The organism is Nicoliella lavandulae (assembly GCF_037546185.1).
Taxonomy (GTDB): domain Bacteria; phylum Bacillota; class Bacilli; order Lactobacillales; family Lactobacillaceae; genus Nicoliella; species Nicoliella lavandulae.
The window spans coordinates 369,010-392,526 of sequence record NZ_JAWMWH010000003.1 but is presented as its reverse complement, the minus strand read 5'-3'; the positions used below and the strand labels follow the sequence as shown (position 1 = coordinate 392,526).

The following is a 23,517-nucleotide window of genomic DNA, read 5'->3' as shown; positions in this document are numbered from 1 at the left end:
GCGGGGATATAAATGAAGACAATGGTGTTTGCACATCGCGGGATTCCGGTGAAGGAACCAGAAAATTCGCTTAGTGGGTTTAAGTATTGTTTAGAACATGGTGCTGAGGCCTTAGAATTTGATGTTCATTTAACTAAGGATAGCGTTCCAGTGGTGATGCATGATGAAAAGATTGACCGCACCACGAATGGTTCAGGATTGATTAATTCATATACCTATGATGAATTAAAACAGTTCCAGCTATCGAACGGTGAATCAATTCCAACCCTAGATCAATTCATTGAATTGGTGTCCGGTAAGGATATTTGGTTAAATCTAGAATTTAAAACTAACAAGATCCATTACGCAGGAATTGAAAAGTTAGTCTTGCAGAAGATGCAAGCAGCTGACTTAGTCCACCCGGTTATCTATTCATCATTTAACATTGATAGCATTCGAATTGCTAGAATGTATGATCCTGATCAAGATTATAACTTTCTATTTGAAAAGAAGGTTGCTGACCCAGTTAAATTAATGAAGACTGAACATTTAAATGGATTGCATCCGGGGTACTATATTGACGGATTAGCAGATCATGAACGGATTTGGACGATCGATGATGCAAAAGAGCAACAAAAGTTATTTCAAGCAGGCGTTTTAGGCATCTTCACTAATGACTTTGAAAATGCACAAAAACGCAGAGCGGCATTAAATCAGGAGTTAGTCTCTGATTAATTTATTAAAATAGAGTTCTTCATTAAATTAATGGAGGCTCTATTTTTTAATTAATTGTTAAGTTAAGCAAATAAATAGCATCAACTAATTAATTGGAGTAGCATATCAACTATGTTATTTATGATAAATTAGGTGATGAAATTATTTTGTTTAACTATCGAAAATTATTAATTAGTATGGGCTTAATTGTGTTTGCTATTTTTGCGGCTAGTCAGACGATAATTAGTGAAAGTAGTGATAGTATTCCGGGCACCTATGCAACCCGTCCAAGTGAACAGAATGCTGGAGCAATTGAATTAGATGCGCCGTTTATTAGTCAAAAGGCAATCCAAGCATGGAATGGCTGTGAAGCAGCTAGCTTATTAGAAGGACTTCATGAAAAAGGAATCCTATTAAATACTGATTTAAAAACATTTTTAACTGAAATGCCAATTAGTGCGGATAATAATCCAAATGATGGGTATGCAGGTTCACCATACATTAAAAATCAGACCAATGCTTTTCAATCAATTTTTCCTGCAGCGCTAGCCAAATGGGGCAATCGCTATCATCAGGTAAAAGATATTAGTGGTGCTACGCCAGATCAATTAAAACAACAAGTTAAAGCTGGAAATCCAGTCGTGACTTACATTGTTAGTCACTATGGCACTCCGCAATACCAAAAATATTCATGGGGCACCGGCATTAATAATAGTCACGTTGTGCTTTTAGATGGCTATGAACGTGGATATTATCATGTTGCAGATCCTAACCACGGAAAATATTGGGTGAAGGCCGCCTTATTTGAGAAAGCATATAATTATCAAAAGAATGCAGTTGCAATTCAATAATTGTTAACTGCTTTTTTTGTGAATTTTATTTAGGCATACCTAAATAAAATTAATTAATAGCCTTACATAGTGGATGGATTTGTGTTATATTATGTGAGGGAATTACTTCCCCCGCTATCGATAGTTGAATTGTTGGGTTTGTTTTAGCCATTATCAATGGCTGGAGATAGGAAGGAAGATTTATATGGTTGAAAAAGTAACTGATTTATTTAGTAAGTGTGTTGATGTTAGTGCGGACGTGCGTGCGGATTTAGCGAACAATGTTTATCATTCTCGCTACTTACCATTATTTATGACTTTGGTACATGAATCTAATCACTCATACCGTGATTTTGCCACCCAACACTTTTTAAGTGATGTGGCTGCAAGATACGCCCACAGTGATATTAACAACGAAAATGAAATTAGAAATGGGTTGTTGACTTTATTTGATCAATATTTAGCGCACCGCCGGATTATTGATTTTGATGTCAATTCACCATTTTTCCAAGTAGTTAATCGCTACTATATCGAACATCTAGGTGGTAAGTATAATCCAGCTAGATTTAGAAATTATGTGAATGGCTATTTATTAACTGATGTCATTGAATCAGAAGACGATGTCGAACTAGCAATTAATAACTCGATTTTGCATAATGATGCAAGTTGTCAATAAATTGATGACTTATTAGTTACTAACTGATAGATCGATATTGCTGGCTAAAATAGGGATGATCCTGATTGGAAAATCGGGTTTATCCCTATTTTTAGTAGTATAATATGGGTAATTTAAAAAGAGGAAGTGCTGCTGATGATTAGACCTTGGTTTGCAGATGTAGTTGTTTATCAAATTTATCCGATGAGTTTTAATGACAGTAATGGGGATGGCATTGGTGATTTAAATGGTATTAATGCGAAACTAGATTATATTAAAAAGCTAGGGGCTAATTTTGTTTGGTTAAACCCCATTTATAAATCACCCAATGCAGATAATGGTTATGACATTTCTGATTACACGATGATCCAGCCTGCCTATGGAACCATGAATGATTTTAAAGCGCTATTAAAGAATGCGCATCAAAAGGGTATTCGAATAATGATGGACTTAGTAGCTAATCATACGTCTGATCAACACGAATGGTTCAAACAAAGCCAAAAGTCAAAGGACAATCCTTATTCTGACTATTATATTTGGAGCGACCCGGTAGATGGACATGCACCGAATGAATGGCAATCAGTGTTCGAAGGTCCAGCTTGGACATACGTGGCGGCTCGTAATCAGTATTACTTACACAGTTTTGCTTCAGCTCAACCAGACTTAAATTGGCGTAATCCTAAAGTTAGAGCAGCTATTTACGATATTATGCGCTTTTGGTTGGATTTAGGAGTTGATGGTTTCAGAATGGATGCAATTGATTTTATTGCAAAGCCTAAGTGGGACAACGAAGGCCAGTCATTTACAGACGTGGGAGTGGCTGAACCAAACTTAACCCGTTTAAACCAATATTTACGTGAGATGAACCAACAGGTTCTATCCAAATATCATCACATTTTGACCGTTGGTGAAATGTCGACTGCAACTCCTGATGCGGCTGCTCAATTTTCGAACTTAGATGGTAGTGAGTTGAACATGGTCTTTCAGTTCGAACATGTTAACCTATCGCCAAATCCAGATTCACGATTAGGTAAATGGAACGACGCACCGGTTAAGGTGACTGAACTTAAATCAGTCCTATCTAAGTGGCAGGTGGGCTTGGATGGCCGTGGTTGGAATAGCTTATATTGGAATAATCATGATCAACCACGTGCCGTTTCCCGATTTGCAACTGATGCTAAACCATATCGTGTTCGGGCTGCCAAAATGTTAGCTACGACTTTACATCTACTGCAAGGTACGCCATATGTTTATGAAGGTGAAGAACTAGGAATGACCAATGCTCATTTTAATCGTTTAGATCAGTATGAAGATTTAGATTCAATTAATGCCTATCATCAAGTTGTCGATATTGATCATATTGTTGATGGTAAACAAATGTTAAGCTATTTAGCTGATCGTTCTCGTGATAATGCTAGAACGCCGATGCAATGGAGTAATGAATCTAATGCTGGGTTTACCAGTGGAACGCCATGGTATCAACTAAATCCTAATTATCCGCAAATTAATGCTCGAATGGAGTTAGTTGATCATGACTCTGTCTTTTACCACTATCAAAAATTGATTGAATTTAGGAAAACTAATACAACGATTCAATATGGTACTTATACAGAATTGGATGCTGCCGATGACAAAGTATTTGCCTATATTCGTGAGCTTGAGCATCAACGGGTCCTAGTGATTAGTAACTTTACTAGCGAGACTGTTAATCGAGACTATGGACAAAGTAGTGGTCAGTTAATAATTAGTAATTACGATGATGACCGAGGAACTGAAATACGGCCCTATGAAAGTAAAGTTTATGAATTAAATAATTAACTATTAACTAGCTGAATTAACATTCGTACTTTGGTTGTTTATTGCGTTAAATTAGATTATAATGTTAGTAATTTAATTCAAGAGGTGACTATGATTATGAATCAATATCCACAAGCTTTAACAATTGCAGGCTCTGACAGTGATGGAAGTGCCGGAATGCAAGCTGATTTACACACTTTTCAAGCATTAAAGGTACACGGGGCATCAGTGATTACTGCCTGTGTTGCTGGAAATTCCTATGGAATTCACGACAGTGTTACCATGCCGCTTTCTTTCATTAATCAAGAATTTAAGGATTTGGCAGATGATTATCAGATTCGTGCTGCAAAGACGGGGATGCTTGGGGATAGTGATTTAATTAATACCGTGGTCGATAATTATCAACAATATGATTTTGGACCATTAGTAGTTGATCCAGTTATCATTACTAAACATGGTGCAATGTTATTAGAACAAAGTGCTTTCGATACTTTAAAAACTAAGTTAATTCCATTAGCTACCGTTATTACACCTAATTTTTATGAAGCACAAAAGTTAGCTGATATGGAAATTAACAATGATCATGATATGCTTACGGCTGCTGAAAAACTTCGTAATATGGGAGCTAGAAATGTTATGGTCAAGGGTCGTCATGATAGTGACGATCAAGAAGAAGTAAAGGACTTAGTACTCCTAGAAAATGGTGATACTTTCTGGTTAACTGGTAAGTATTTTGGCACTGATCGTAAAAATGGGACCGGTGATACATTGTCAGCTGGAATTGCTGCTGAGTTAGCTAAGGGGAATTCAGTTACTGAAGCAATTAAAGTTGCTAAAGCATATGTTGACCGAGCAATTCAAAATGAAATCCTAGTTGGTCATAAGTTTGGTCCAATTAATCATTGGGCTACTGAGGATATTGACTAATAAATAAAAACGGACGTTGAATCCATTTATTGAATTCAACGTCCATTTTTTATTGTTCAGTCTTATTGATTGCTAGTCCGATTACCAAAGTCTAATGAATCACCTAATCCCATTCCAGTCATATAAACGGTCTCAGGATTCTGCTTGCTCCCATCCTTTTTAATGGTTTTTAAATTATCAGATAGTTTAACACCATTATCAGATTCAAAGTTTAGGTTAATGTTTCTGTGAAAAATTCGCCGAAGCTTTAAATAGAATTGAGCATTAGTATAAGCATCAGCAGAATTTGTAGCTTTTTCATTTTCTGAATGTAAACTAATTTTAGATCCTAAATCACTTAGTGACGTAGGAGTGCCAGATTTAATAAGCGCTTTGATTAAGTCAGTCTTATCGGTGGCATTTAATAACTTAGTATATGCGTTAACTTGTTTATTAAACCGTCCGTTTGCATTTTGACTAGTAGTAATAGTATCAGCGTGGACAGATTCGGTAGTAATAGCAGTAGTTGCACTGGTTAATAAAACGGTAGCTAGTGCAATGCTAGTAATTAATTTTTTCATTATTGGTCTCCTTTAGGATAAATTACATTAAAATTATATTCGTTCATCCATTTGATTTCAATGCTAAAATCCAATAATAAAGAAGATTAGAACCACTGCTGCCACGATTGCAATTGACTTCAAATTAAAGTGTGCATTATGGATATTTTCTTTTGAAATGTATGCATTTTGAAGATGGTTAACTTGCTTAGTCTTAGCTGTTAGTTGAGTCTTTAAATCACTAACCTTATCTTCGACCTTTTGTTTCTTATTGATCCATTTCTTAAGGGTTTTATCGGTTGAATCGACCTTATTAAATGCATTTTGATAGTGGTATTTAGTAACAATTTGATCATGTTTGGCATTCGTTAGCTTGGTTGAAAGTGACTTTTGTTCCTTTTCAAGGCTAGGTAATTGCTTATTAATGGTCGAATTATTATCACGATAGTTTTGGTCTAATGCTTGTGATACAGCAGTATAACCAGATCTAGCGACCCCTAATACTACAATTATTAAAATGATCTTGATGATCATAGATAATTTGAAGAATGATTTAAAACTAAACTTATCCATACTTAAAACCTCTTATTTCTTAAATTGTATAACTAATTATACACTTACAATGTATTAGTTTTAAATTAACTGCTCAAATTATTAAATATTTTCATAATTGAATTGATTAGTGTACAATATTCTTTGAATAATGAATGGTTATAGTTATATTCATGTTGATAATGTTAAGGAATTGTGTCATTTGGTTTAAGAAATCATTAATTAAATGATTTGCTTACAAGAAGTTAGTATAATTAATTTATTGATTAAATCGAATTACAAAAATTCATAAGAGGAGTTCATAGTTATGAAAACAACCAATAAGAAAATCATTGCAACACTATTGTTTTCTGGAATGATTGGATTAACTGCAATCACCAATCCATTAAATCATGTGCATGCAGATGACACATCAATTAGTAGTAGCGCCACTTCTAGTAATGCTACTAGTTCAATTAATAGTGCAGTATCATCTAGTATTGACAGCGCTGTTAGTTCCACTAGCAGCAGCATTAGTAGCGCATCATCTGCTAGTAGTAGTTCAGTGGCAAGTAGTGACACTGCTAATTCAAAGGCCAATGTTACCTACACCATTAAGAATGCTAATAACTACGTGATGCGTGAAATTAACACTAGTTCAGCTAGAATTTGGGATTCACCTTATACTAATAGTAGTAAAGTAAAAAATACAACCACTAATTTAAATGGCAAGTTAATTAAAATTACGCAAACGGCGCGTGGTACTGATGGCAGTCTTTACTACCACATTACTTACCAAGGAACTGATTTAGGTTGGATTTACAAGAGTTACCTTAGTTACACTGATGATTACGAAATGCCATATGTCTACACGAGCCAACTTTACCCAATCTATGCACCTAGTGGTTGTGAAGCTGCCGCTTTAAAGATGGCGTTAAGTACTAAGGGAAAGGCTTTAGATATCCCACTAGATAAGTTTATTAACTTAATTCCACGTAGTTCAGATCCTAACAAGGGATACAAGAACGATCCGTTTACTAAGGGTGCTGGAGCTACCATTTATCCTAATGCCCTAGCTAAGTTCGCTAGAAACTACGCTAGTGGTTCCAAGGACATTACTAATACTAGCTTAAGTAATATTATTTACAATGTTAAGCGGGGTAATCCAGTTGTGTTTGAAGGTTCATGGAGAATGATTGTTAACTCCAAGTCTGATCATGTTTTAGTAATTCTAGGGTACAAGAACGGTAAATTCTTAATTGCTGACCCATACATGAGACAGAACTCAAAAAACAAGGTCTTCTGGACATCTACTAGTGACTTCTTACAAATTTGGCACACGACTAAGCGTGGTAGCCGGGCAATGGTAGTTATTTAAAAAAAGCTTGACTTTAAATAAAGTTATCATTATAATTTAGTTACAAAATAAATTGCGAATTCTAATAAAACATTGACAAAGGCCAGTAAGGTTTTGATTTAACTAATAAGCGAGCTTCGTTTGGTGAAAGGAAGCAGTTAAAATAAATCTGAAAATCACTTTGGAGTTACACACCGAAATTTAGTAACGTGTGTTGGGTACACCCATTACAGTGTTAGCGTATTATTTGTACGTGAAGTGGTTAGCTAGCTTCTTTAGTTAACAATTAAGGTGGTACCGTGTTAAAGCACCCTTATTCTTTTGAATAGGGGTGCTTTTTTATTAGCTCGCTTAATTAAGGAGTGTTACATTTGGGAAATCTATTTAAGCGTTTGTTTAAGAAGCAGGATCCAAGTTTTTATGAATCACATGATTCTAAGCTGGAACCATCTCTAGGCGCCAAGGATTTACTTGGTCTTGGGGTTGGAATGGTGGTCGGAGCAGCTATTTTTACCCTACCTGGAATTGTTGCGGCTGATCATTCTGGTCCAGCGGTGGCGCTATCGTTTATTATCGGTGTGATTGGGGCCGGACTTTCAGCATTTGCTTATGCTGAAGCATCATCAGTATTACCATTTGCTGGTTCTGCATTTTCATGGATTAACGTGCTATTCGGTGAATTCTTTGGTTGGTTAACTGGATGGGCATTATTAGCCGAATACTTTATTTCAGTTGCCTTTGTGGCATCTGGGTGGTCGGCTTACGTTCAAGGATTCTTAAATAGTATGGGCATGAAAATTCCAACGGCCATTACCAGTGGATTCAATCCTAAGACTGGCGGGGTTGTTGACTTATTTGCTGCTTTTGCGGTTATCGTAGTTGGTCTGTTACTTTCCAGAGGAGTTGATAAGGTTAGTCAGGTTGAAAATGCCATCGTGGTCATCAAGGTATTGGTGGTAGTATTATTCATTGTAGTTGGCTTTACCGCTATTCATCCTTCTAACTATGTGCCATTTATTCCGGCTCATCAACCTGGTACTTCTTTTGGTGGGTTCCAAGGAGTGATGGCAGGAGCGGCTCAGATCTTCTTAGCATACGTTGGATTTGATGCAATTGCTGCGAACACCGCAGAAACTAAGAATCCTGGTAAAAATATGCCAATTGGGATCATTGGAACCCTACTAATTGGAACTGCGTTCTTCGTTTTAGTTTCATTAGTATTAGTTGGAATGTTTAAGTACAACGTTTATGCTAATAATGCTGAACCAGCTGCTTGGGCGTTACGAAAAGCGGGGCACTACTTAACTGCTAACTTACTTTCAATCGTTGCCATTGTAGGGATGTTCGCGGCACTGATTGGAATTCACTTGGCTAGCTCTAGATTGATCTACTCATTTGGTCGGGATGGATTATTACCATCATTCTTGGGTAAGGTTAATAAACACCACTTACCAAATAATGCATTAACTGTAGTTACAGTTGCTGCTGTGTTGGTAGCTTCAGTATTTCCATTTACGTTCCTATCTAACTTAGTATCAGCAGGGACTTTAATTGCATTTATCATGGTATCATTATCCATTTATGCATTGCGGCCTCGGGAAGGCAAGGACTTACCAATGCCTAAGTTCAAGATGCCGCTATATCCAGTATTACCATTCGCATCTGCTGCTTTCTCAGGATTTATCTTTTACAATTTAAGTATTGATGCTAAATTATTAATGTTAGGTTGGTTCGCAATTGGAATCTTAATTTACTTCCTATACGGGTTGCGTAATTCCAAAATGAATCAAAAATAAACAAAAAAACAGCTGATTATTCAGCTGTTTTTTTGTTTGTGTGATAAAATAGAATGAATAAGTTTGGTTATTGAAAGAAGGTTCTAAAATGGATAATGATTATAATCAAAAATTATATCGAATCATTCGGGCCTTAAATCATCCGATTCGGATTCAAATTTTATATTATCTATCTGAGCAAGGAAAGAGTAATGTTACTAATTTAGTTAATCAAGTTAATATTTCTCAACCAGCGGTCTCTAGACACTTAAGAATTTTATTTGATGCCCAATTGATTAAGAGTCAACAAAATGGTAAAGAAAAGGTTTATCAATTAACTGATGAACACGTGAAAGAACTATTAAAAGTGTTGCATAATCATATTGAAGAACAAATTGACTAGTTTTGCTTGCAAAATATATCAAAGTATGGTTATATATAACTATGATGATTTAAGTTATAAAAAAACTAATCACCAGGGCAATGGTGATTAGTAATTGAGTTCTTGATTATGCCTGTTTAAATCAATTAAATTGCTTTTGGGGGTATTTAATTAAGTTCTTAACTATACATTAGTGATTAGTTAAATCTAGACAAACCAAGATGGTTGTATTATACCATATTATAATAGCTTATGAGTAAAAAGTTCGCAGTTTGCGGACTTTTTTATTTATTTTCATTTAGAATATAATTCGTGCTATGATAAAGATAACTAGATGAGGGGGAACCTATGATGAAAATTGATTTCGATTTGAACCGAATTAAAGCCATGTTAAACGATAGTAAGGAAATACATAGCGCTGTGCGCGTGACGGATGATTCAATGAATATCTTTAATCCTGAAATGCCACACTTTAAAGTGGAATATGAAGAATGCTCAATTAATGTTGGTAGCGATGACGATGATGAGAGCGTATTTACGTTTAAGGATGTTGAATTTTTAAATACTATTAATTTTGATAAATTAAGTAATGATTTACAAAAGCTAACGTTCGCTAAGGAAACCCTTAGTACCGAATTTGGGATTGAAGTGAGTGAGCTAAACGTGGCAACTAAATATGAGGATCAATTTAGCGAAGCAGGGGTCGTTGAAGGAATTTTAAAGATGATCGATGGCTTTGATTGGGTACATCATTATCTATTAGCAAATGAAAAGTTACTTTAGAATTAGGGGTTAGCTTTAAATGCCAAGAACGACTAGAACACATAGACATAAGTCACATTTTAATTTCCACCTTAGCATTCAAGTTCCAACGCCTACAGTTGTTTTATTTACACTGAGCCTAGTGACTTATTATATTGCGAATAACAATTTATTTCTTAGACTGGTTGGCATCTTGCTCCTATTGAGCGCGATTGGATATTGGAATGCATTTTGGTGGGGCAATTACACCATCTTTAAGCAAGCATTAACCAAGATCAGTAAGCAGCGGGTGTTAATTATAAATGCTTATGATATTTCACCATTAAGCCGTGAGATAACTGCGTTAGGCAACCGTGCTGAAGTTGAAATTGCGAATGATGATTTGTCTGCATTGCCATACAGTAACGGTGAGTTTGATGTGGTAATAGTTAACTATGCGTTTCAAGAGATTAAGCCTCGTTTAAAACAGGTAAAAGCAATGCAAGAAGCTGCAAGGGTAACTAAGCCCAACGGAAACATTAGAATTATCGTTAAGGGATTCGGTGTGGAGCGATATCGAGTCTTTTTACGACAATCTGGTTTTACTAACCTAATGGTTCAAAATAACGGTTGGCGTGGTTGGTGGTCAGGACCATGGTGGCCATCGTTTACCATTACTGGCAAAAAGTGGTAAAAAACCGCTCATCATTTTAATGGTGAGCGGTTTTTTTATGGTTTAATTTGAGCAATTTGAGTAATAATATTAATAAAATCATCAATTTCAGCAGCTGGGTACTGACTTAAAATGGCACTAACTTGCTCGTGTAAGTGCTGTTCTAATTGTTGATGAACATTGGCAATTTCACGGCCTGCGCTAGTAAGTCGCACTAAAATTTCCTTGTCATTTTTCGTTGTTCGAAATTTTTCTAATAATTGCTGTTGGGCTAGCTTAGTGATTATTCTGGAAATAGTTGGTTGTGAAAAATTAGTTAACTTAGGTAATGATTTAACATGGACTGTTGTTTGCCGGTTGACGATTGAAATTGTATGAATGTCCTTAGTGGTTAATTGCTTTAATTGATCTTGAACGGTTATGTGATCAGTTAATTGTTTAATCATCCACTGCTTTTCATTATCATTAGTACCATCTTGATTGAGCATTTTACCAATTTGTTTGATGATCTCAGCTGCTGAATTATTATTTTGCATAGGTCTCCTTGTTATATATACCAATATTAAAACTAGATATTAAGCATTTTGACGACAATGCCTAATATCTAGTTTGATTGGAAAATTATTTTTGCTTATCGTCTGCGTCAGTCTTATTTTGACTGATTTTTTGACTAATTAATTCATTTTGTTTCTTTTCTTCGTTTAATAGTTCAATTCGTTCATTATGAATGATATCTAGTTCACTTCTAATTTCACCAAGAATTTCAAGTTGTAATTTTTCAATTTCAAAACTGTGGGGCATTTGATTTTGGTTCAATTGATCCAACTTAGCATGCAAAATTCTAAGTTCACTTTCAGACTTTAAGTTAACATGGTAATCGTTGTCAGCATCTAGCCGATCACGATGGGTCGAACGATTTTGACTCATCATGATAATTGGTGCCTGGATTGCTGAGATACAGCTCAATGCCAAGTTAAGTAAAATAAATGGATATGGGTCAAAATGAGCGCCAAACAAGTGTAATGTATTAATGATCATCCAAAGGAGTAGGAAGATAACGAATGTTAAAATGAAGCTCCAGCTTCCCCCAAATCGAGCAACTTGGTCAGCAACCTTTTGACCAAAGGTTTCACTACTATTGAGGGCCTCATTAATATCTTTGATCTTGTAATCATCATCGCGCAACGTACGAGTTAACTTCCGATCAATTTTTTGATTACGGTGTTCATCATCGCGAATTAATTGATTGACCATGTCTACTTGGTACTTTAAAAGATGTTGATTACAAATAAAATCGTCATCACTAGATTTAGTGTAATCATGTTTGATATGACCACAAATTGTGGAGTCTAAATCTTTTAATAATCGCCCCTCATTAGAGAGATACTCCTTATTATCTACTAGACATTTTTCAACTTTACTTTTCATACTTCATCACCTAAATTTAATATATTATTACCTAATTGTAGCACATATATACATGTAACGATTAGATAATGATAAATTTTTTATTGACAACGACATAAAAATAAATATAATAATAAATAATAATTAAAAACCGATTAAAAGACGATGCGTAGAAGAGTATCATTTCGGATGAATTAAGCGAACCCTGTTTAGTGCGAGAGGGAATTTGGAACTAATGTGAAAGTAATCTACAAGTCATAACCATGAATTAACTAGTGGTTATTGGGAGTGCGCCCATTACAGCAATGAAGTCTTGCCTAATTAATGATTGGGCAGTACTTTTGGAGCCCATCATTGTGAAGTGGTGGGGAATAAAGGTGGTACCACGTCTCGGCGTCCTTAGCAGATAATGCTAAGGACGTTTTTTTTGGTTTAAAATATTTTTAGGGGGTTTTCAGAATGAAAACAGATAAGTTAAGTGCCAAACAGTATTTAATTCTTGCTTCGTTACTATTTGGTTTATTTTTTGGAGCAGGGAATTTAATTTTCCCAATTCACTTAGGGCAAATTAGTAACCACAGTTGGTTACCAGCCGCAATTGGATTTTTAATTTCTGCAATTATTTTGCCGTTATTATCAATTTTAGCAATTAGCTATACCGAAAGTAATAGTTTATACGATTTGGGTAAGCCAGTTGGTTACTATTTTGCATTAATCTTTTTAGCAATTGTTCACTTGTCATTAGGGGTATTGATTGCATCCCCAAGAACAGCAACGGTTACATTTTCAATGGGAATTCAACCGTTCATTCCTAAGGCGAATGCTCAAATTAGTTTATTCATCTTTTCCATTTTCTTCTTTGGATTATCATATATCCTAGCATTTAATCAAACTAAGATTACGGAATACGTTGGTAAAATTTTGAATCCAATCTTTGTTATTATTTTAGCCTCAGTTTTCGTAATCGCATTCTTTATCAAGGGTGATTTACAACATATTTCATTACTAGCACCAGCAGGAACCAGCGGTTCTAACATGATCAATGGATTCTTAGAAGGTTATAACACCATGGATGCAGTTGCTGGACTCGGATTTGGAGTTACCATTATTGCTGCATTAAAGCAATTTGGGTTGGATGACAAGCTTAGTCGTTCCAAGGCAGTTGCTAAAGTTGGTGCATTGACCATGTCATTTGAAGGTTTGATTTACATTTTCTTAATTGCATTAGGTGCTACTAGTTTATCCTACTTAAAACCTTCTGCCGATGGTGGAACTGCATTTACTCAAATTATGAATCATTATACTGGATTGGCGGGAGCTGGTTTATTAGCAGCTTTAACGTTCCTAGCTTGTATCACGACTGAAATCGGATTGATTACTTCACTAGCTCAAGATTGGGGAAACCGCTTCCCTAAATTGGGATACCGTTTCTTCTTAACGATTGCAACGATTGGATCATTTATTATTGCTAATTTCGGGTTGACCCAAATTATCTTATATTCATCACCACTACTTAATTTCATTTATCCAATTGCAATTGCCGTTATTATATTAGGGCTATTAAATCGTTGGATTGGAAAGAACCAAACGATTTATCGGACTACGGTTATCTTTACTTTAATTCCAGCTATTTTAGACTTTATTCATAACTTACCACCTGTTTTTGCTAAACTACCAACCATTAATGCAATTGATAGTTGGGCATTGAAAACAATTCCACTTTATAACGAAGGACTTGACTTTATTCCATTCTTATTAGCTGGATTAATCATTAGCATTATCTATGTTCGAATCAGAGGGCTAAAGACTGCCGAAGATTAATAATTGTGTTAGTATTAAACCATCATATTAATTAGGAGTTGAGATTATGAGTTTAGATTTATCTGATCAAACAACGTTAAATTTTGGGGATGCTAATGCTCCGCATGAAGTAACTGTTATTACTAATTTAGCTTGTCCATTTTGTCATAAGTGGTTTGAAAATAATTTTGATAAATTAACCCAAGAAGTAAAGGCGGGCCACTTATTAGCTCACTTTAAATTCTTGGACAAAGATAAGTTAGATTTACAAGATGGTAACTTAGCTCATGAATTTATCGATTATGCTAATCCTGAAGCAGCAATTAAGTTTGTAAAAGCGGCTTTTGATAATCAACCGGAATGGCATCGACTACCAAAGGCGGATGCTGAAGATTATATTACTAGTCATTTTGATGTTAAACGGGTTAATTCTGATGAATTTTTGGCTAATGTAAAACATAATATTGAAGAATTAGGTGCACCAAGTGTTCCTACCATCATTTATGATGGCAATCAGGTATCAGACAGTAACTTTAATTTACCAGATTAAATAAAAAATCGTTTAGAACTACTTCAGTTCTAAACGATTTTTTATTTGGTAGTAGGTTTATGCTTTAGCAGCCATAGTAACATAATCGTAACGGATCCCATTAAGATTGCCGCAATCCAGTAATTAAAATGCATTCCAAACACGAACCAATCGTCGTGTCCAAATGGATAAGTAGTAACTGTGTGTCCAGCTTTAATACTCATTCCAGAGTATAAGATCGAAGTGGCTAATGATAATCCAACTGCAAACCCAATGTTACGGCTTAACGCTAGAATTGAACCAGCAATTCCTTGTTGTTCTTTAGGTGCATGTTCCATTACCATTGGATTGTTTTGGAACAGGCCATTGGCGGTTGCAAAGAAGACAAATCCAATCAGCAACACTATAATTGACCAATTTGGGTTGATCGTAGCAAAAATCACTTCAGCAATGACGAAAATGATGGAAGCCCGAATCGACATATGCACAGCACCATATTTATCACATAAGACTCCGCCTAAATAGGCTGTAAATACATTCACAATTGGTAAGATGCTCATAATAAGTCCCATTGCCGAGGGTGAATATTTAAGTGTATTTTGAATATAGAACGGAAGTAAGACGTTGTTAAAATAAATGATGATGTACATAAACATTAGGGCAATGATGCTAATGGAAAAACCAACGTTCTTAAACAGTTTTAGATCAAGAATGGGTTCACTTACGTGGGTTTCAATTCCGATAAAGATAGCAATTAAACCAGCAGTGATAATGAAGCCACTAACTATAATCGGTTTTGTAAACCCAATTTCTTGCCCCACGAAAATGGCTAAGAAAAATATTAAGATGGCCATCGCCAAAATAATGAATCCAGGCCAGTCAATTTTAATCTTACGATGTTGATCATGGTTGGGTTTGGGATAGACAAAGTGGCCAAACAGCCAGGCTGCGATTCCAATTGGAACGTTAAATAGAAAGATCCAATTCCAATTAGCAATTGATAAAATGAGTCCCGCAACGGCAGGACCGGCAATGTAACCTAATTGGCCGATCGTAGTATTGATTCCTAATGCACGGCCCCGCAGATTAAAAGCCACTGATTCAGTAATGATTCCCAGGTTAGTCGCCATGGTCATTGATGCGCCCAACCCCTGTAAGCATCGCGCGATTAATAAGATCACTAAGTTAGTACTAATCCCACACAAGAGTGAGCTAACGGTAAAAATCAGGGTCCCTAGTTGAAAAATGGTGACCTTATTGATTTGATCACCTAATTTACCGAATAAGATTAAGGACATGCAAATCAAAATTAAATATGCGGATGATATCCATTCGGCCTGATTCATTGGAATGGATAAATCATTTGAAATCTGTGGCAGTGCAGTGTTGACAATACTCATATCAACGGTTCCTAAGAAGGATACAATTGCGACTGCTAAGATAGTGAAAAGTGTTTTACGGTCCATATAAAAATCCCTTCTAAAGTTTTATCAGCACTTACTATCTTATCTAAAATTTAATCAAATTAAAACAAATTTTTATTTTAGGGCTAAATATTATATGATAGTAGATATATACGATAGGAGTGATAACCATGATTCAATGGGCTATAAAACCTTTCAACGAGTTAACGTTAACTGAAAACCAAAGCATTCAAAAGTTTATGAATGTTAATGGTAATAATCCAGCTGATCGAAAAGCTTATCATATTTGGGCAACTGATGACCACGGAATCATTGCCTATGTGCGAGTGTATGAATTAGATGGTGATTTAGCATTCGATCGGTTTCGATTTAATGATCAAGTCAATTCAGAATCAATGGTTTATCGGGTCTTAGAAGCTGGTAGCCGCTTTTTTGAGTGTGAAATGGTTCAAGTTGATAAGCCGTTCGATGAATCATTACTTAATATGTACGAACGAGTAGGCTTCAAAGAAGCGGATGGTAAATTAAAAATGCCCGTTTATCATTAGAAGATATTCACATATATGAGCAAATATTTTGTAAATAGAAGTTAGCTGTGTTAATTTTAAGATGTTCAATATGAAGGGAGGATGGTAAAGATTAATGCAAAAGAAGCGATTTTAAATCGTCGTGCGATTCGAGCATTTAAATCAACCCCATTGAGTGATGACCAATTAAAAGAAATTGTTCAAACTGCTCAGAAGGCTCCATCCTGGATTGATTCTCAACCTGGTCGGATTATTATTGCTACTGGCGATAAGTTAGACCAGATGCGTTCAGAGCACCATCAATTAAACGATGATCCTGATGTGCATACTCATTCTGACGTTCCGTTCATCCCAATTCGTGATTGGGATGAAGAATCGCAGGTTAACATGACGACCCGCGGGGCTTCTGGTCCCAAGATTTTTGGTACAGATAAATGGAATCAGATGAAGGGTGCTCAATCGGATGAGTTATTCGGTGCACCGGCAGTTGCATATTTGACATTATCCAGTAATTACACTCCATGGTCATTATATGACTTGGGTGCAATGGGTGAAGCGATTATGGTTGCTGCTCAGGGGATGGGAATTGATTCAATTCCTGCATTTGAATTTGTTAAGTATCCCGACCGTTTACGTAAAAATTTATCAGTAAATGATGATCGTAAATTTGTAGTCGGCATTGGTTTAGGCTATGCAGATGCAGATCATCCGATTAATCGGATCAATGCTTCTCGAATGGATTTAGACCAAGTATTAAAAATTATAAAATAAACTTTTAGGAGGATTTTTTTATGAGTAAAGTTGCTGCAATTGTTACTAGTATGTACGAAGACGTTGAACTTACATCACCAAAGAAGGCATTAGAAGATGCTGGAAACCAAGTAGATATCATTGAAAACGAAGCTAATGGTACTATTGAAGGTAAGCATGGTGACAAGCAAACTGTTAACAAGTCCATCGATGATGCTAAAATTGAAGATTATGATGCATTATTAGTTCCTGGTGGATTCTCACCTGACCAATTAAGAGCAGATGATCGTTATGTTAACTTTGCTAAGAAGTTCTTGTTAAGCGGCAAGCCTGTCTTTGCAATTTGCCACGGTCCTCAATTATTTATTCAAACTGGTTTAGTTAGTGAATTGACATTAACTTCTTACGTAACTGTAATGCCAGATCTATACTACGCTGGTGGTAACGTTAAGGACGAACCATTAGTTATTGATGAAAAGCATAACTTAATTACTAGTCGGACTCCTGATGACCTTGATTACTTTAACAAGGCTATCGTTGACGCATTAAAGTAATTTCAATCAACTAAATAGAGCCGGTAGATGCTGATGCATCTGCCGGCTCTATTTTTTAATCCATATAAAAACTGGTTAGTAAATTTGCTAGCCAGTTTTTATATTTTTATATTATAGATGAACTGAATCAGTTTCGTCTAAGTATTCTTCGACCATATCATCAATAATGCCAAATACAATTGACTTGTCACTATCACTAACTGGGACAACATGAATGTTATTAACATCATCCTTAGTAATTGATTCAATATTAATTGGGTCCGTACTTCCGTTTAATACTAATTTGTAGTAATGGTGTAAATTAGGTTGTTTGAACCGAATTGGTACGTTTATTTGATCAAATAAACGGGTCAATTGTTCAGGGGTGGCATAATGATTATTAATTTCAGTTAAGTAGTTAATGTTTAAAATGCCATGGTGATCGACTTGAAATTGATTTGTATATTCAATTGCGTGGTCAATATATTCGTCTGGGTGGATATTAGTATTAATGTTATTTTTTAATTCGTTATATTCAGTCATATGTTTTCCTCCTTACATAAATTAATATGTACAAGCTTTAAATTATTTATCTAGTATAGCCTATTCAAAGTTAAATTTCAAACATTAACCCGGTTTATATTTAAAATTAGACCGGACCAATTTCAAATGTGGTCGATTAAAGTTTGATTTAAGCCGTTATACTGTACTTTACAGATGCTAATTACTATACTTTAAATATTGAAAGGATGATGATTATGACTAAGAAAATTCTAATTACCCCAGCAATTGAACGTTTTGTGGGGCAAGAAATTAAAGATAAGGGGATTGAACCAGTAGTAGTTGATGGTCAAGACGCTGACTTAATTTTACAAAAAGCTAGCGATGTTGATGGAATCATTTTAATGGCGGACCCATTTCCTAATTCCATGTATGCTAAGATGCCTAATTTAAAAGTGTTAGCACGCCAAGGGGTGGGCTATGATAATGTTGATCCCAAAACAGCAGCTGAAAATGGCGTTTGGGTTACTAACACACCTGGTGGCAATGCCGTTGAAGTCGCTGAAAATGTTCTCGCCCAAATGCTAATTTTATCTAAGCATCTTTATACTATTTCTAAAAAGATGCGTGAGGGCGACAGTTCCTACGGTGAACAACAAATGGCTTCCCAAATTAGTGGGAAAACGTTAGGAATTGTTGGTTATGGTAACATTGGGCATGAAGTGGCTAAAATGGCATCTGGCTTCGGAATGAACGTCTTAATCTATAATCGGACCCCACGTGATACTAAATACGGTAAGATGGTTGATTGGAATCAACTATTTAAAGAATCAGACTATGTAACTCTTCACTTACCAGCCGTGCAAGGCACGATTGGTAGTGTTGCTAAAAAAGAATTTGATATGATGAAAGAATCAGCTTATTTGATCAACTTAGGACGTGGTCCATTGGTTAATCAAGATGATATGGTCGATGCGCTTAAGAATCATCATATTGCAGGAGCTGGGCTAGATGTTTACGATAAGGAACCATTACCAATGGACAGCCCCATTCGTAAATTAGATAATGTCTTTATGACTCCTCACTGTGCAGGTAATTCAGTAGAGGCATGGAATGCAATGTCGCATACGGCATTGGATAACATCTTAGCAGTGTTTGATGGCAAGAAACCAAATACACCAGTTAACGAAGTTAAATAGTGATATAACGCGAAAACGACCGTTCATTCGAACAGTCGTTTTTTTGATTGAGATGATGGACATCATTTCTTTTTCGCACCTTTAGTTTATCACGATTAATGTTTATTTAGTATTAATATGATTTGTATTTATTAGTTTATTTTTACATTAACTAAAGTACAAAAATAAAAACGCTTCTATAATATATAGAGGCGATTTTATCAATGATTATAATTCTACATTATATTCGTCAAATAATTCTGGAAGCGTCTTTAACCCTTCACCGTCGAACATCTTAAATAATTCTTTTGGTGTGTAGTGAACATCAGCTGGTTTATCGTCTAAGAATTTAGGACTAACTGATTCATCTAACTTACCATTAATAATGCTTAATTGAAGGTCTTCAACTGGTAAGCCACGTTTATCACTAATGCGGACATCAACCAGGAATGGTTTGCCAGCAGCGGCTGCAGCAGCGGCCTTTTCAATTGCTGGTTTTAATTCAGAGAATTTGTTAACGGTTGCAGCTTCGATGCCAAATCCTTTAGCAACGGTTGCGTAGTCAATGGATTGTAAATCTAATCCGAAGATTTGCATTGGGGCATCTTCTTGTTCACCTTGAATGAAGCTTAGGTTAAGATTAGAAGTCACCACGGTAATTACGGGGATGTTGTATTTAACAATGGTAGCTAAATCTTGTAAGACCATTGCTTGAGCACCATCACCAGTAATGTTCCATGTTTGTTTATCTGGATAAGCTCGTTTAGCAGCCATTGCACCAGGAAGACCACTTCCCATCGTAGCAAAGAGGGCTGAAATGACCCACTTATTTTCCTTCGTAAAGTTGAGGTATCTAAATGAGTTAATGATATTATCACCAACGTCAATGGAGTAAGAAGCGTCAGGATCAGCAACTTCATTAATTGCATTGTATACTTGTCCTGGTAATAATGGATTATTTTCTGATTTCTTCATGTGATCTAGATATGCTTCCCAATTTTGCATATCAGCAACGGCAGCCTTAAAGTAGTTCGTTTCAGCTACCTTAGTGCTGCGTTCGATTGCTTTTTCGACAAATTGAGTAGCATCGGCCCAAATTCCTAAATCTAAAGTATGGTGACGACCTAATTTACTTCGGTCATTATCAACTTGGACGTATGAGAATGGGTGACTAGCATAGTAGGTATTGGCAAATGGGAAATCACCACCAATAGCGATCACTAAGTCTGAAACTGACATGATTTCGTCGGCAGCCTTAGAAGCAGCTCGATTAGCAGTTCCTAGGAATCCTTCGTAATCATTAGGAACTAATCCATTGGCTAGTCCATCAATAATAATTGGAATTTGCAACTTCTTAGATAGTTCAACAATTTTTTCGCCACCATCATGAATTCCACGCCCAACGTGAAAAACTGGTCGCTTAGCTGATTTGACCATTGCTAAGAATTTATCTACTTCTGAATCAGTTGCTTGTGGTTGAGGAGCAGTTTTGTTATCACTTAAGGTTGCGGTGGTATATTTCTTTTCTGGAATGGATTCATAGCCAAATTCATTTGGAATAACGACTACTGCGACTCCATTATTTTTGTATGCGGCCTTAATCGCTTCATCTACAACGTGAGGAAGGCTTTCAGGGGTCATTACAATTCGATCATAACATGCAACATCTCTAAAAATAGGGGTTTCTGGCATTTCTTGGAAGTAGTCATAGTTCATATTAGTACTTGGAACCTGACCTACTAATGCTAACACTGGTGCGTGGTCAGCCTTAGCATCGTATAAACCGTTTAAAAGGTTAACCGCCCCAGGACCGGCTGAACCAAAGGCCACACCAATCTTACCAGTTAGTTTAGCGTGAGCAGCTGCAGTTAATGCAGCAACTTGTTCATGACGAACTTGAATAAAGTTAATGTTCTTTTGTTCAATTTGTAGCCCACTTAGTAATGAGTTGATTGATCCACCAGGATAACCATACACATCTTTAACGCCCCATGATTCTAAAACTTTTAGTAATGCGACGCTTGCTTGAATTTTATTCTTACTTTCCATTGTCAAATACCTCCTATTAGTAAATGATATTATTCATATCGCATATTTTAACATCTTTTTATGTTTTGTATAAATAAAATGCACTACTAATCAAATCTGATTTGTTATAATTATGTTTAAGAAATATAGAATAGGAGAATCACAATGAAATATGATGCAGTTATTTTTGATGTTGACGGGACTTTAATCGATAGTTTTCCACGTTATTCATCAATTATGAAGCAAATTATGCCTAAGTATGGGATCGAACAAATATCAGAGACTGAATTAAAAGATACTTTTCCACTAACGCCTGATCAGACACTAAAGCGCTTGAAGATTCCAATTCAATTTAGTAATCAGGTCGCCATTGACTACACGATTGCTGCAGCTCAATTAAATCAAGCGCCTAGTTTATATCATGGTTTGAATGAGTTCTTTAAACAAGTTAAAGTTGACCATCAAAACGTTGGGTTAGGAATCGTAACTTCCGGCAGTAGTAATGATATTGCTGATTTAAAAAATCACTTTAGCTTTATGAATCAAATGTGGGTAACGGTAACGTCTGATTTATTACCATACCATAAGCCAGCCCCGGAACCGTTATTATATGCAATCGATCATATGGGTGTAGATCGTAAGAAAACATTGTATATTGGGGATGCGTTTACCGATGAGGGATGTGCTGAAAATGCTAAAGTTGACTTTGGATTAGCTGGTTGGGGCAATATTGATGATGCCCTTAAAAACGGTTCTGCTAAGTATGACTTTAAAACACCGCAAGAAATTTTGAAATATTTAAAATAGGTGGTTGCAATTTACCGATTGGTTTGGTACTATATAAAAGTAATCTTTCGAGTCGGTAGCTCAAGCAGAGCACTCGGTCCTTTTCCGAGAAGATGTTAGTTCAATCCTGGCCCGACTCATACCAAAAAGACTAACGATTTTATCGTTAGTCTTTTTTATTTAGATATGAGCATCCCGAACCATTAATTTAAGTTGATGTGCAACCCGTTTGGCATCGAGACCATTTACGGGCCGAATACTTAAGGCATGTTGTTTAACTAAATCCTGTAATTCAGTATCATTTAATGGTCGTTCATTATGATCCAATGTAATGGCGTATAGTTGGTTTACAGCGGGGTGGTCGTCGATATAATCCTTAAGTTGGTCAATGATACTAAGGGTAAATGCATCTTGGTCGTTGACGTTAGCTAATAACTTAAGACGTTCGATACTCGAATCGTGATCACAGTATCGATTAGTAAGGTCATCGTATACATTGGGATCCACTCGATCAGATTCCCATTGCAAGGCATTGATTAGATCGAGTGTCTTTTGAATTGATTGGGATGCAGTTTTGGAATCCATCGATTCAAAATCCTGTTGCAAATACGATTTTAATTTAGCTTCATCTTTTTGATTCATAACGGACTGCTCCTTTTAATCGGATTTATAAATATTATAGCAACGTTTATGGTAAAATTACCAATGGAACAATTTAAGAGAAGAGGATATTGAATGATGAAACCCTATTATCACAAAGTTCAGTATTATGAAACTGATAAGATGCAGATTACTAGTCACACGAATTACATTCGGTTCATGGAAGAAGCGCGTAGCGACTACTTAGAACAAATTGGTTGGGCGTATGATCAATTTGAAGCCAATTCGATGATTTCGCCAGTCACTAAAGTAACGGCTGAGTACAAGAAGACAACTACATTTCCCGATTTAATTAAAATCGAGACGAGTGTTGCTAAAGTTAGTAAATATCGCTTAGTTTTGAAATATATAATGACTGTTGATGATCAACTAGTTTGCAAGGCTAGTAGTGAACACTGCTTTTTAGATAATGAACATCAAATCATTAATCTACCTAAACGGGTGCCAGCGTTTTATGATCGCCTAGTTGAACTAAATCGTCAGGAATTATAGGA

At 35.9% G+C, this 23,517-nt stretch carries 26 protein-coding genes and 1 other annotated feature; of the genes, 18 read left to right on the top strand and 8 right to left on the bottom strand.

Features of this window, described 5'->3' with window-relative positions; all coding sequences use genetic code 11:
* Window positions 1-12 precede the first annotated feature (12 nt).
* From R4146_RS08565 to thiD, 5 genes are all read left to right on the top strand, one after another.
* Window positions 13-714, top strand: a complete 702-nt coding sequence (locus tag R4146_RS08565) for a glycerophosphodiester phosphodiesterase (RefSeq protein ID WP_339961028.1) — start codon at window positions 13-15, stop codon at window positions 712-714.
* A 188-nt stretch (window positions 715-902) separates the two neighbouring features.
* Window positions 903-1,544 carry a C39 family peptidase gene (locus tag R4146_RS08560; RefSeq protein ID WP_339961027.1) on the top strand — a complete coding sequence of 214 codons (642 nt, stop codon included), beginning with the start codon at window positions 903-905 and terminating at the stop codon, window positions 1,542-1,544.
* Window positions 1,545-1,728: 184 nt separating this feature from the next.
* The gene (locus R4146_RS08555) at window positions 1,729-2,199 is read left to right on the top strand and encodes a hypothetical protein (protein WP_339961026.1); all 471 of its coding nucleotides are present in this window, start codon (window positions 1,729-1,731) and stop codon (window positions 2,197-2,199) included.
* A gap of 135 nt (window positions 2,200-2,334) precedes the next feature.
* A complete protein-coding gene (locus R4146_RS08550; RefSeq protein WP_339961025.1) occupies window positions 2,335-3,996 on the top strand; it encodes a glycoside hydrolase family 13 protein in 1,662 nt (553 codons plus the stop codon).
* A 93-nt stretch (window positions 3,997-4,089) separates the two neighbouring features.
* Window positions 4,090-4,902 (top strand): bifunctional hydroxymethylpyrimidine kinase/phosphomethylpyrimidine kinase, encoded by an 813-nt coding sequence (gene thiD / locus R4146_RS08545; protein ID WP_339961056.1) that lies wholly within the window; start codon window positions 4,090-4,092, stop codon window positions 4,900-4,902.
* 62 nt (window positions 4,903-4,964) lie between these two features.
* Here thiD and R4146_RS08540 read toward each other — a convergent pair whose 3' ends face one another.
* Window positions 4,965-5,462, bottom strand: coding sequence for a hypothetical protein (locus R4146_RS08540; protein WP_339961024.1), 498 nt, complete (start codon window positions 5,460-5,462; stop codon window positions 4,965-4,967).
* A 63-nt stretch (window positions 5,463-5,525) separates the two neighbouring features.
* On the bottom strand, window positions 5,526-6,014 hold the full coding sequence (locus R4146_RS08535; RefSeq protein ID WP_339961023.1) for a hypothetical protein: 489 nt from the start codon (window positions 6,012-6,014) through the stop codon (window positions 5,526-5,528).
* Window positions 6,015-6,300: 286 nt separating this feature from the next.
* On the opposite strand from R4146_RS08535, the gene R4146_RS08530 reads away from it, so the two are divergent.
* From R4146_RS08530 to R4146_RS08510, 5 genes are all read left to right on the top strand, one after another.
* Window positions 6,301-7,350, top strand: a complete 1,050-nt coding sequence (locus tag R4146_RS08530) for a C39 family peptidase (protein ID WP_339961022.1) — start codon at window positions 6,301-6,303, stop codon at window positions 7,348-7,350.
* Window positions 7,351-7,413: 63 nt separating this feature from the next.
* Window positions 7,414-7,647: a binding site (T-box leader), on the top strand.
* Between the two features lie 53 nt (window positions 7,648-7,700).
* Entirely contained in the window at window positions 7,701-9,125 is a 1,425-nt protein-coding gene (locus R4146_RS08525; RefSeq protein ID WP_339961021.1) for an APC family permease, read from the top strand.
* Between the two features lie 88 nt (window positions 9,126-9,213).
* The gene (locus R4146_RS08520; RefSeq protein ID WP_339961020.1) at window positions 9,214-9,507 is read left to right on the top strand and encodes an ArsR/SmtB family transcription factor; all 294 of its coding nucleotides are present in this window, start codon (window positions 9,214-9,216) and stop codon (window positions 9,505-9,507) included.
* A 330-nt stretch (window positions 9,508-9,837) separates the two neighbouring features.
* Complete coding sequence (locus tag R4146_RS08515; protein ID WP_339961019.1) at window positions 9,838-10,269, top strand: hypothetical protein; 432 nt, start codon at window positions 9,838-9,840, stop codon at window positions 10,267-10,269.
* A 19-nt stretch (window positions 10,270-10,288) separates the two neighbouring features.
* Entirely contained in the window at window positions 10,289-10,921 is a 633-nt protein-coding gene (locus R4146_RS08510) for a class I SAM-dependent methyltransferase (RefSeq protein ID WP_339961018.1), read from the top strand.
* 35 nt (window positions 10,922-10,956) lie between these two features.
* Here R4146_RS08510 and R4146_RS08505 read toward each other — a convergent pair whose 3' ends face one another.
* Both R4146_RS08505 and R4146_RS08500 read right to left on the bottom strand, forming a co-directional pair.
* On the bottom strand, window positions 10,957-11,436 hold the full coding sequence (locus R4146_RS08505) for a transcriptional regulator, SarA/Rot family (RefSeq protein ID WP_339961017.1): 480 nt from the start codon (window positions 11,434-11,436) through the stop codon (window positions 10,957-10,959).
* A gap of 85 nt (window positions 11,437-11,521) precedes the next feature.
* Window positions 11,522-12,328, bottom strand: coding sequence for a DUF1003 domain-containing protein (locus R4146_RS08500; RefSeq protein WP_339961016.1), 807 nt, complete (start codon window positions 12,326-12,328; stop codon window positions 11,522-11,524).
* Between the two features lie 438 nt (window positions 12,329-12,766).
* Here R4146_RS08500 and brnQ point away from each other — a divergent pair, with 438 nt between their 5' ends.
* The gene (gene brnQ, locus R4146_RS08495; RefSeq protein ID WP_339961015.1) at window positions 12,767-14,128 is read left to right on the top strand and encodes a branched-chain amino acid transport system II carrier protein; all 1,362 of its coding nucleotides are present in this window, start codon (window positions 12,767-12,769) and stop codon (window positions 14,126-14,128) included.
* A 46-nt stretch (window positions 14,129-14,174) separates the two neighbouring features.
* Window positions 14,175-14,657 carry a thioredoxin domain-containing protein gene (locus R4146_RS08490; protein WP_339961014.1) on the top strand — a complete coding sequence of 161 codons (483 nt, stop codon included), beginning with the start codon at window positions 14,175-14,177 and terminating at the stop codon, window positions 14,655-14,657.
* 41 nt (window positions 14,658-14,698) lie between these two features.
* Here R4146_RS08490 and R4146_RS08485 read toward each other — a convergent pair whose 3' ends face one another.
* Entirely contained in the window at window positions 14,699-16,102 is a 1,404-nt protein-coding gene (locus R4146_RS08485) for an MFS transporter (RefSeq protein WP_339961013.1), read from the bottom strand.
* A gap of 128 nt (window positions 16,103-16,230) precedes the next feature.
* Here R4146_RS08485 and R4146_RS08480 point away from each other — a divergent pair, with 128 nt between their 5' ends.
* The 3 genes from R4146_RS08480 (at window position 16,231) to R4146_RS08470 (ending at window position 17,891) form a co-directional block, all read left to right on the top strand.
* A complete protein-coding gene (locus R4146_RS08480; RefSeq protein WP_339961012.1) occupies window positions 16,231-16,608 on the top strand; it encodes a GNAT family N-acetyltransferase in 378 nt (125 codons plus the stop codon).
* A gap of 81 nt (window positions 16,609-16,689) precedes the next feature.
* Window positions 16,690-17,358, top strand: coding sequence for a nitroreductase (locus R4146_RS08475; RefSeq protein ID WP_339961011.1), 669 nt, complete (start codon window positions 16,690-16,692; stop codon window positions 17,356-17,358).
* A gap of 20 nt (window positions 17,359-17,378) precedes the next feature.
* The gene (locus R4146_RS08470; RefSeq protein ID WP_339961010.1) at window positions 17,379-17,891 is read left to right on the top strand and encodes a type 1 glutamine amidotransferase domain-containing protein; all 513 of its coding nucleotides are present in this window, start codon (window positions 17,379-17,381) and stop codon (window positions 17,889-17,891) included.
* Window positions 17,892-18,002: 111 nt separating this feature from the next.
* Here the strand turns inward: R4146_RS08470 and R4146_RS08465 are convergent, their stop codons facing one another.
* A complete protein-coding gene (locus tag R4146_RS08465) occupies window positions 18,003-18,413 on the bottom strand; it encodes a hypothetical protein (protein ID WP_339961009.1) in 411 nt (136 codons plus the stop codon).
* 215 nt (window positions 18,414-18,628) lie between these two features.
* Here R4146_RS08465 and R4146_RS08460 point away from each other — a divergent pair, with 215 nt between their 5' ends.
* Window positions 18,629-19,570, top strand: coding sequence for a phosphoglycerate dehydrogenase (locus R4146_RS08460; RefSeq protein ID WP_339961008.1), 942 nt, complete (start codon window positions 18,629-18,631; stop codon window positions 19,568-19,570).
* 207 nt (window positions 19,571-19,777) lie between these two features.
* On the opposite strand, the gene spxB is transcribed toward R4146_RS08460, so the two are convergent.
* Window positions 19,778-21,598, bottom strand: coding sequence for a pyruvate oxidase (spxB, locus tag R4146_RS08455; protein ID WP_339961007.1), 1,821 nt, complete (start codon window positions 21,596-21,598; stop codon window positions 19,778-19,780).
* Window positions 21,599-21,742: 144 nt separating this feature from the next.
* Here spxB and R4146_RS08450 point away from each other — a divergent pair, with 144 nt between their 5' ends.
* Window positions 21,743-22,384 carry an HAD family hydrolase gene (locus R4146_RS08450; RefSeq protein WP_339961006.1) on the top strand — a complete coding sequence of 214 codons (642 nt, stop codon included), beginning with the start codon at window positions 21,743-21,745 and terminating at the stop codon, window positions 22,382-22,384.
* A gap of 159 nt (window positions 22,385-22,543) precedes the next feature.
* On the opposite strand, the gene R4146_RS08445 is transcribed toward R4146_RS08450, so the two are convergent.
* Complete coding sequence (locus tag R4146_RS08445; protein ID WP_339961005.1) at window positions 22,544-23,005, bottom strand: hypothetical protein; 462 nt, start codon at window positions 23,003-23,005, stop codon at window positions 22,544-22,546.
* Between the two features lie 93 nt (window positions 23,006-23,098).
* On the opposite strand from R4146_RS08445, the gene R4146_RS08440 reads away from it, so the two are divergent.
* A complete protein-coding gene (locus tag R4146_RS08440) occupies window positions 23,099-23,515 on the top strand; it encodes an acyl-CoA thioesterase (RefSeq protein ID WP_444939757.1) in 417 nt (138 codons plus the stop codon).
* The last annotated feature ends 2 nt before the right edge of the window (window positions 23,516-23,517 follow it).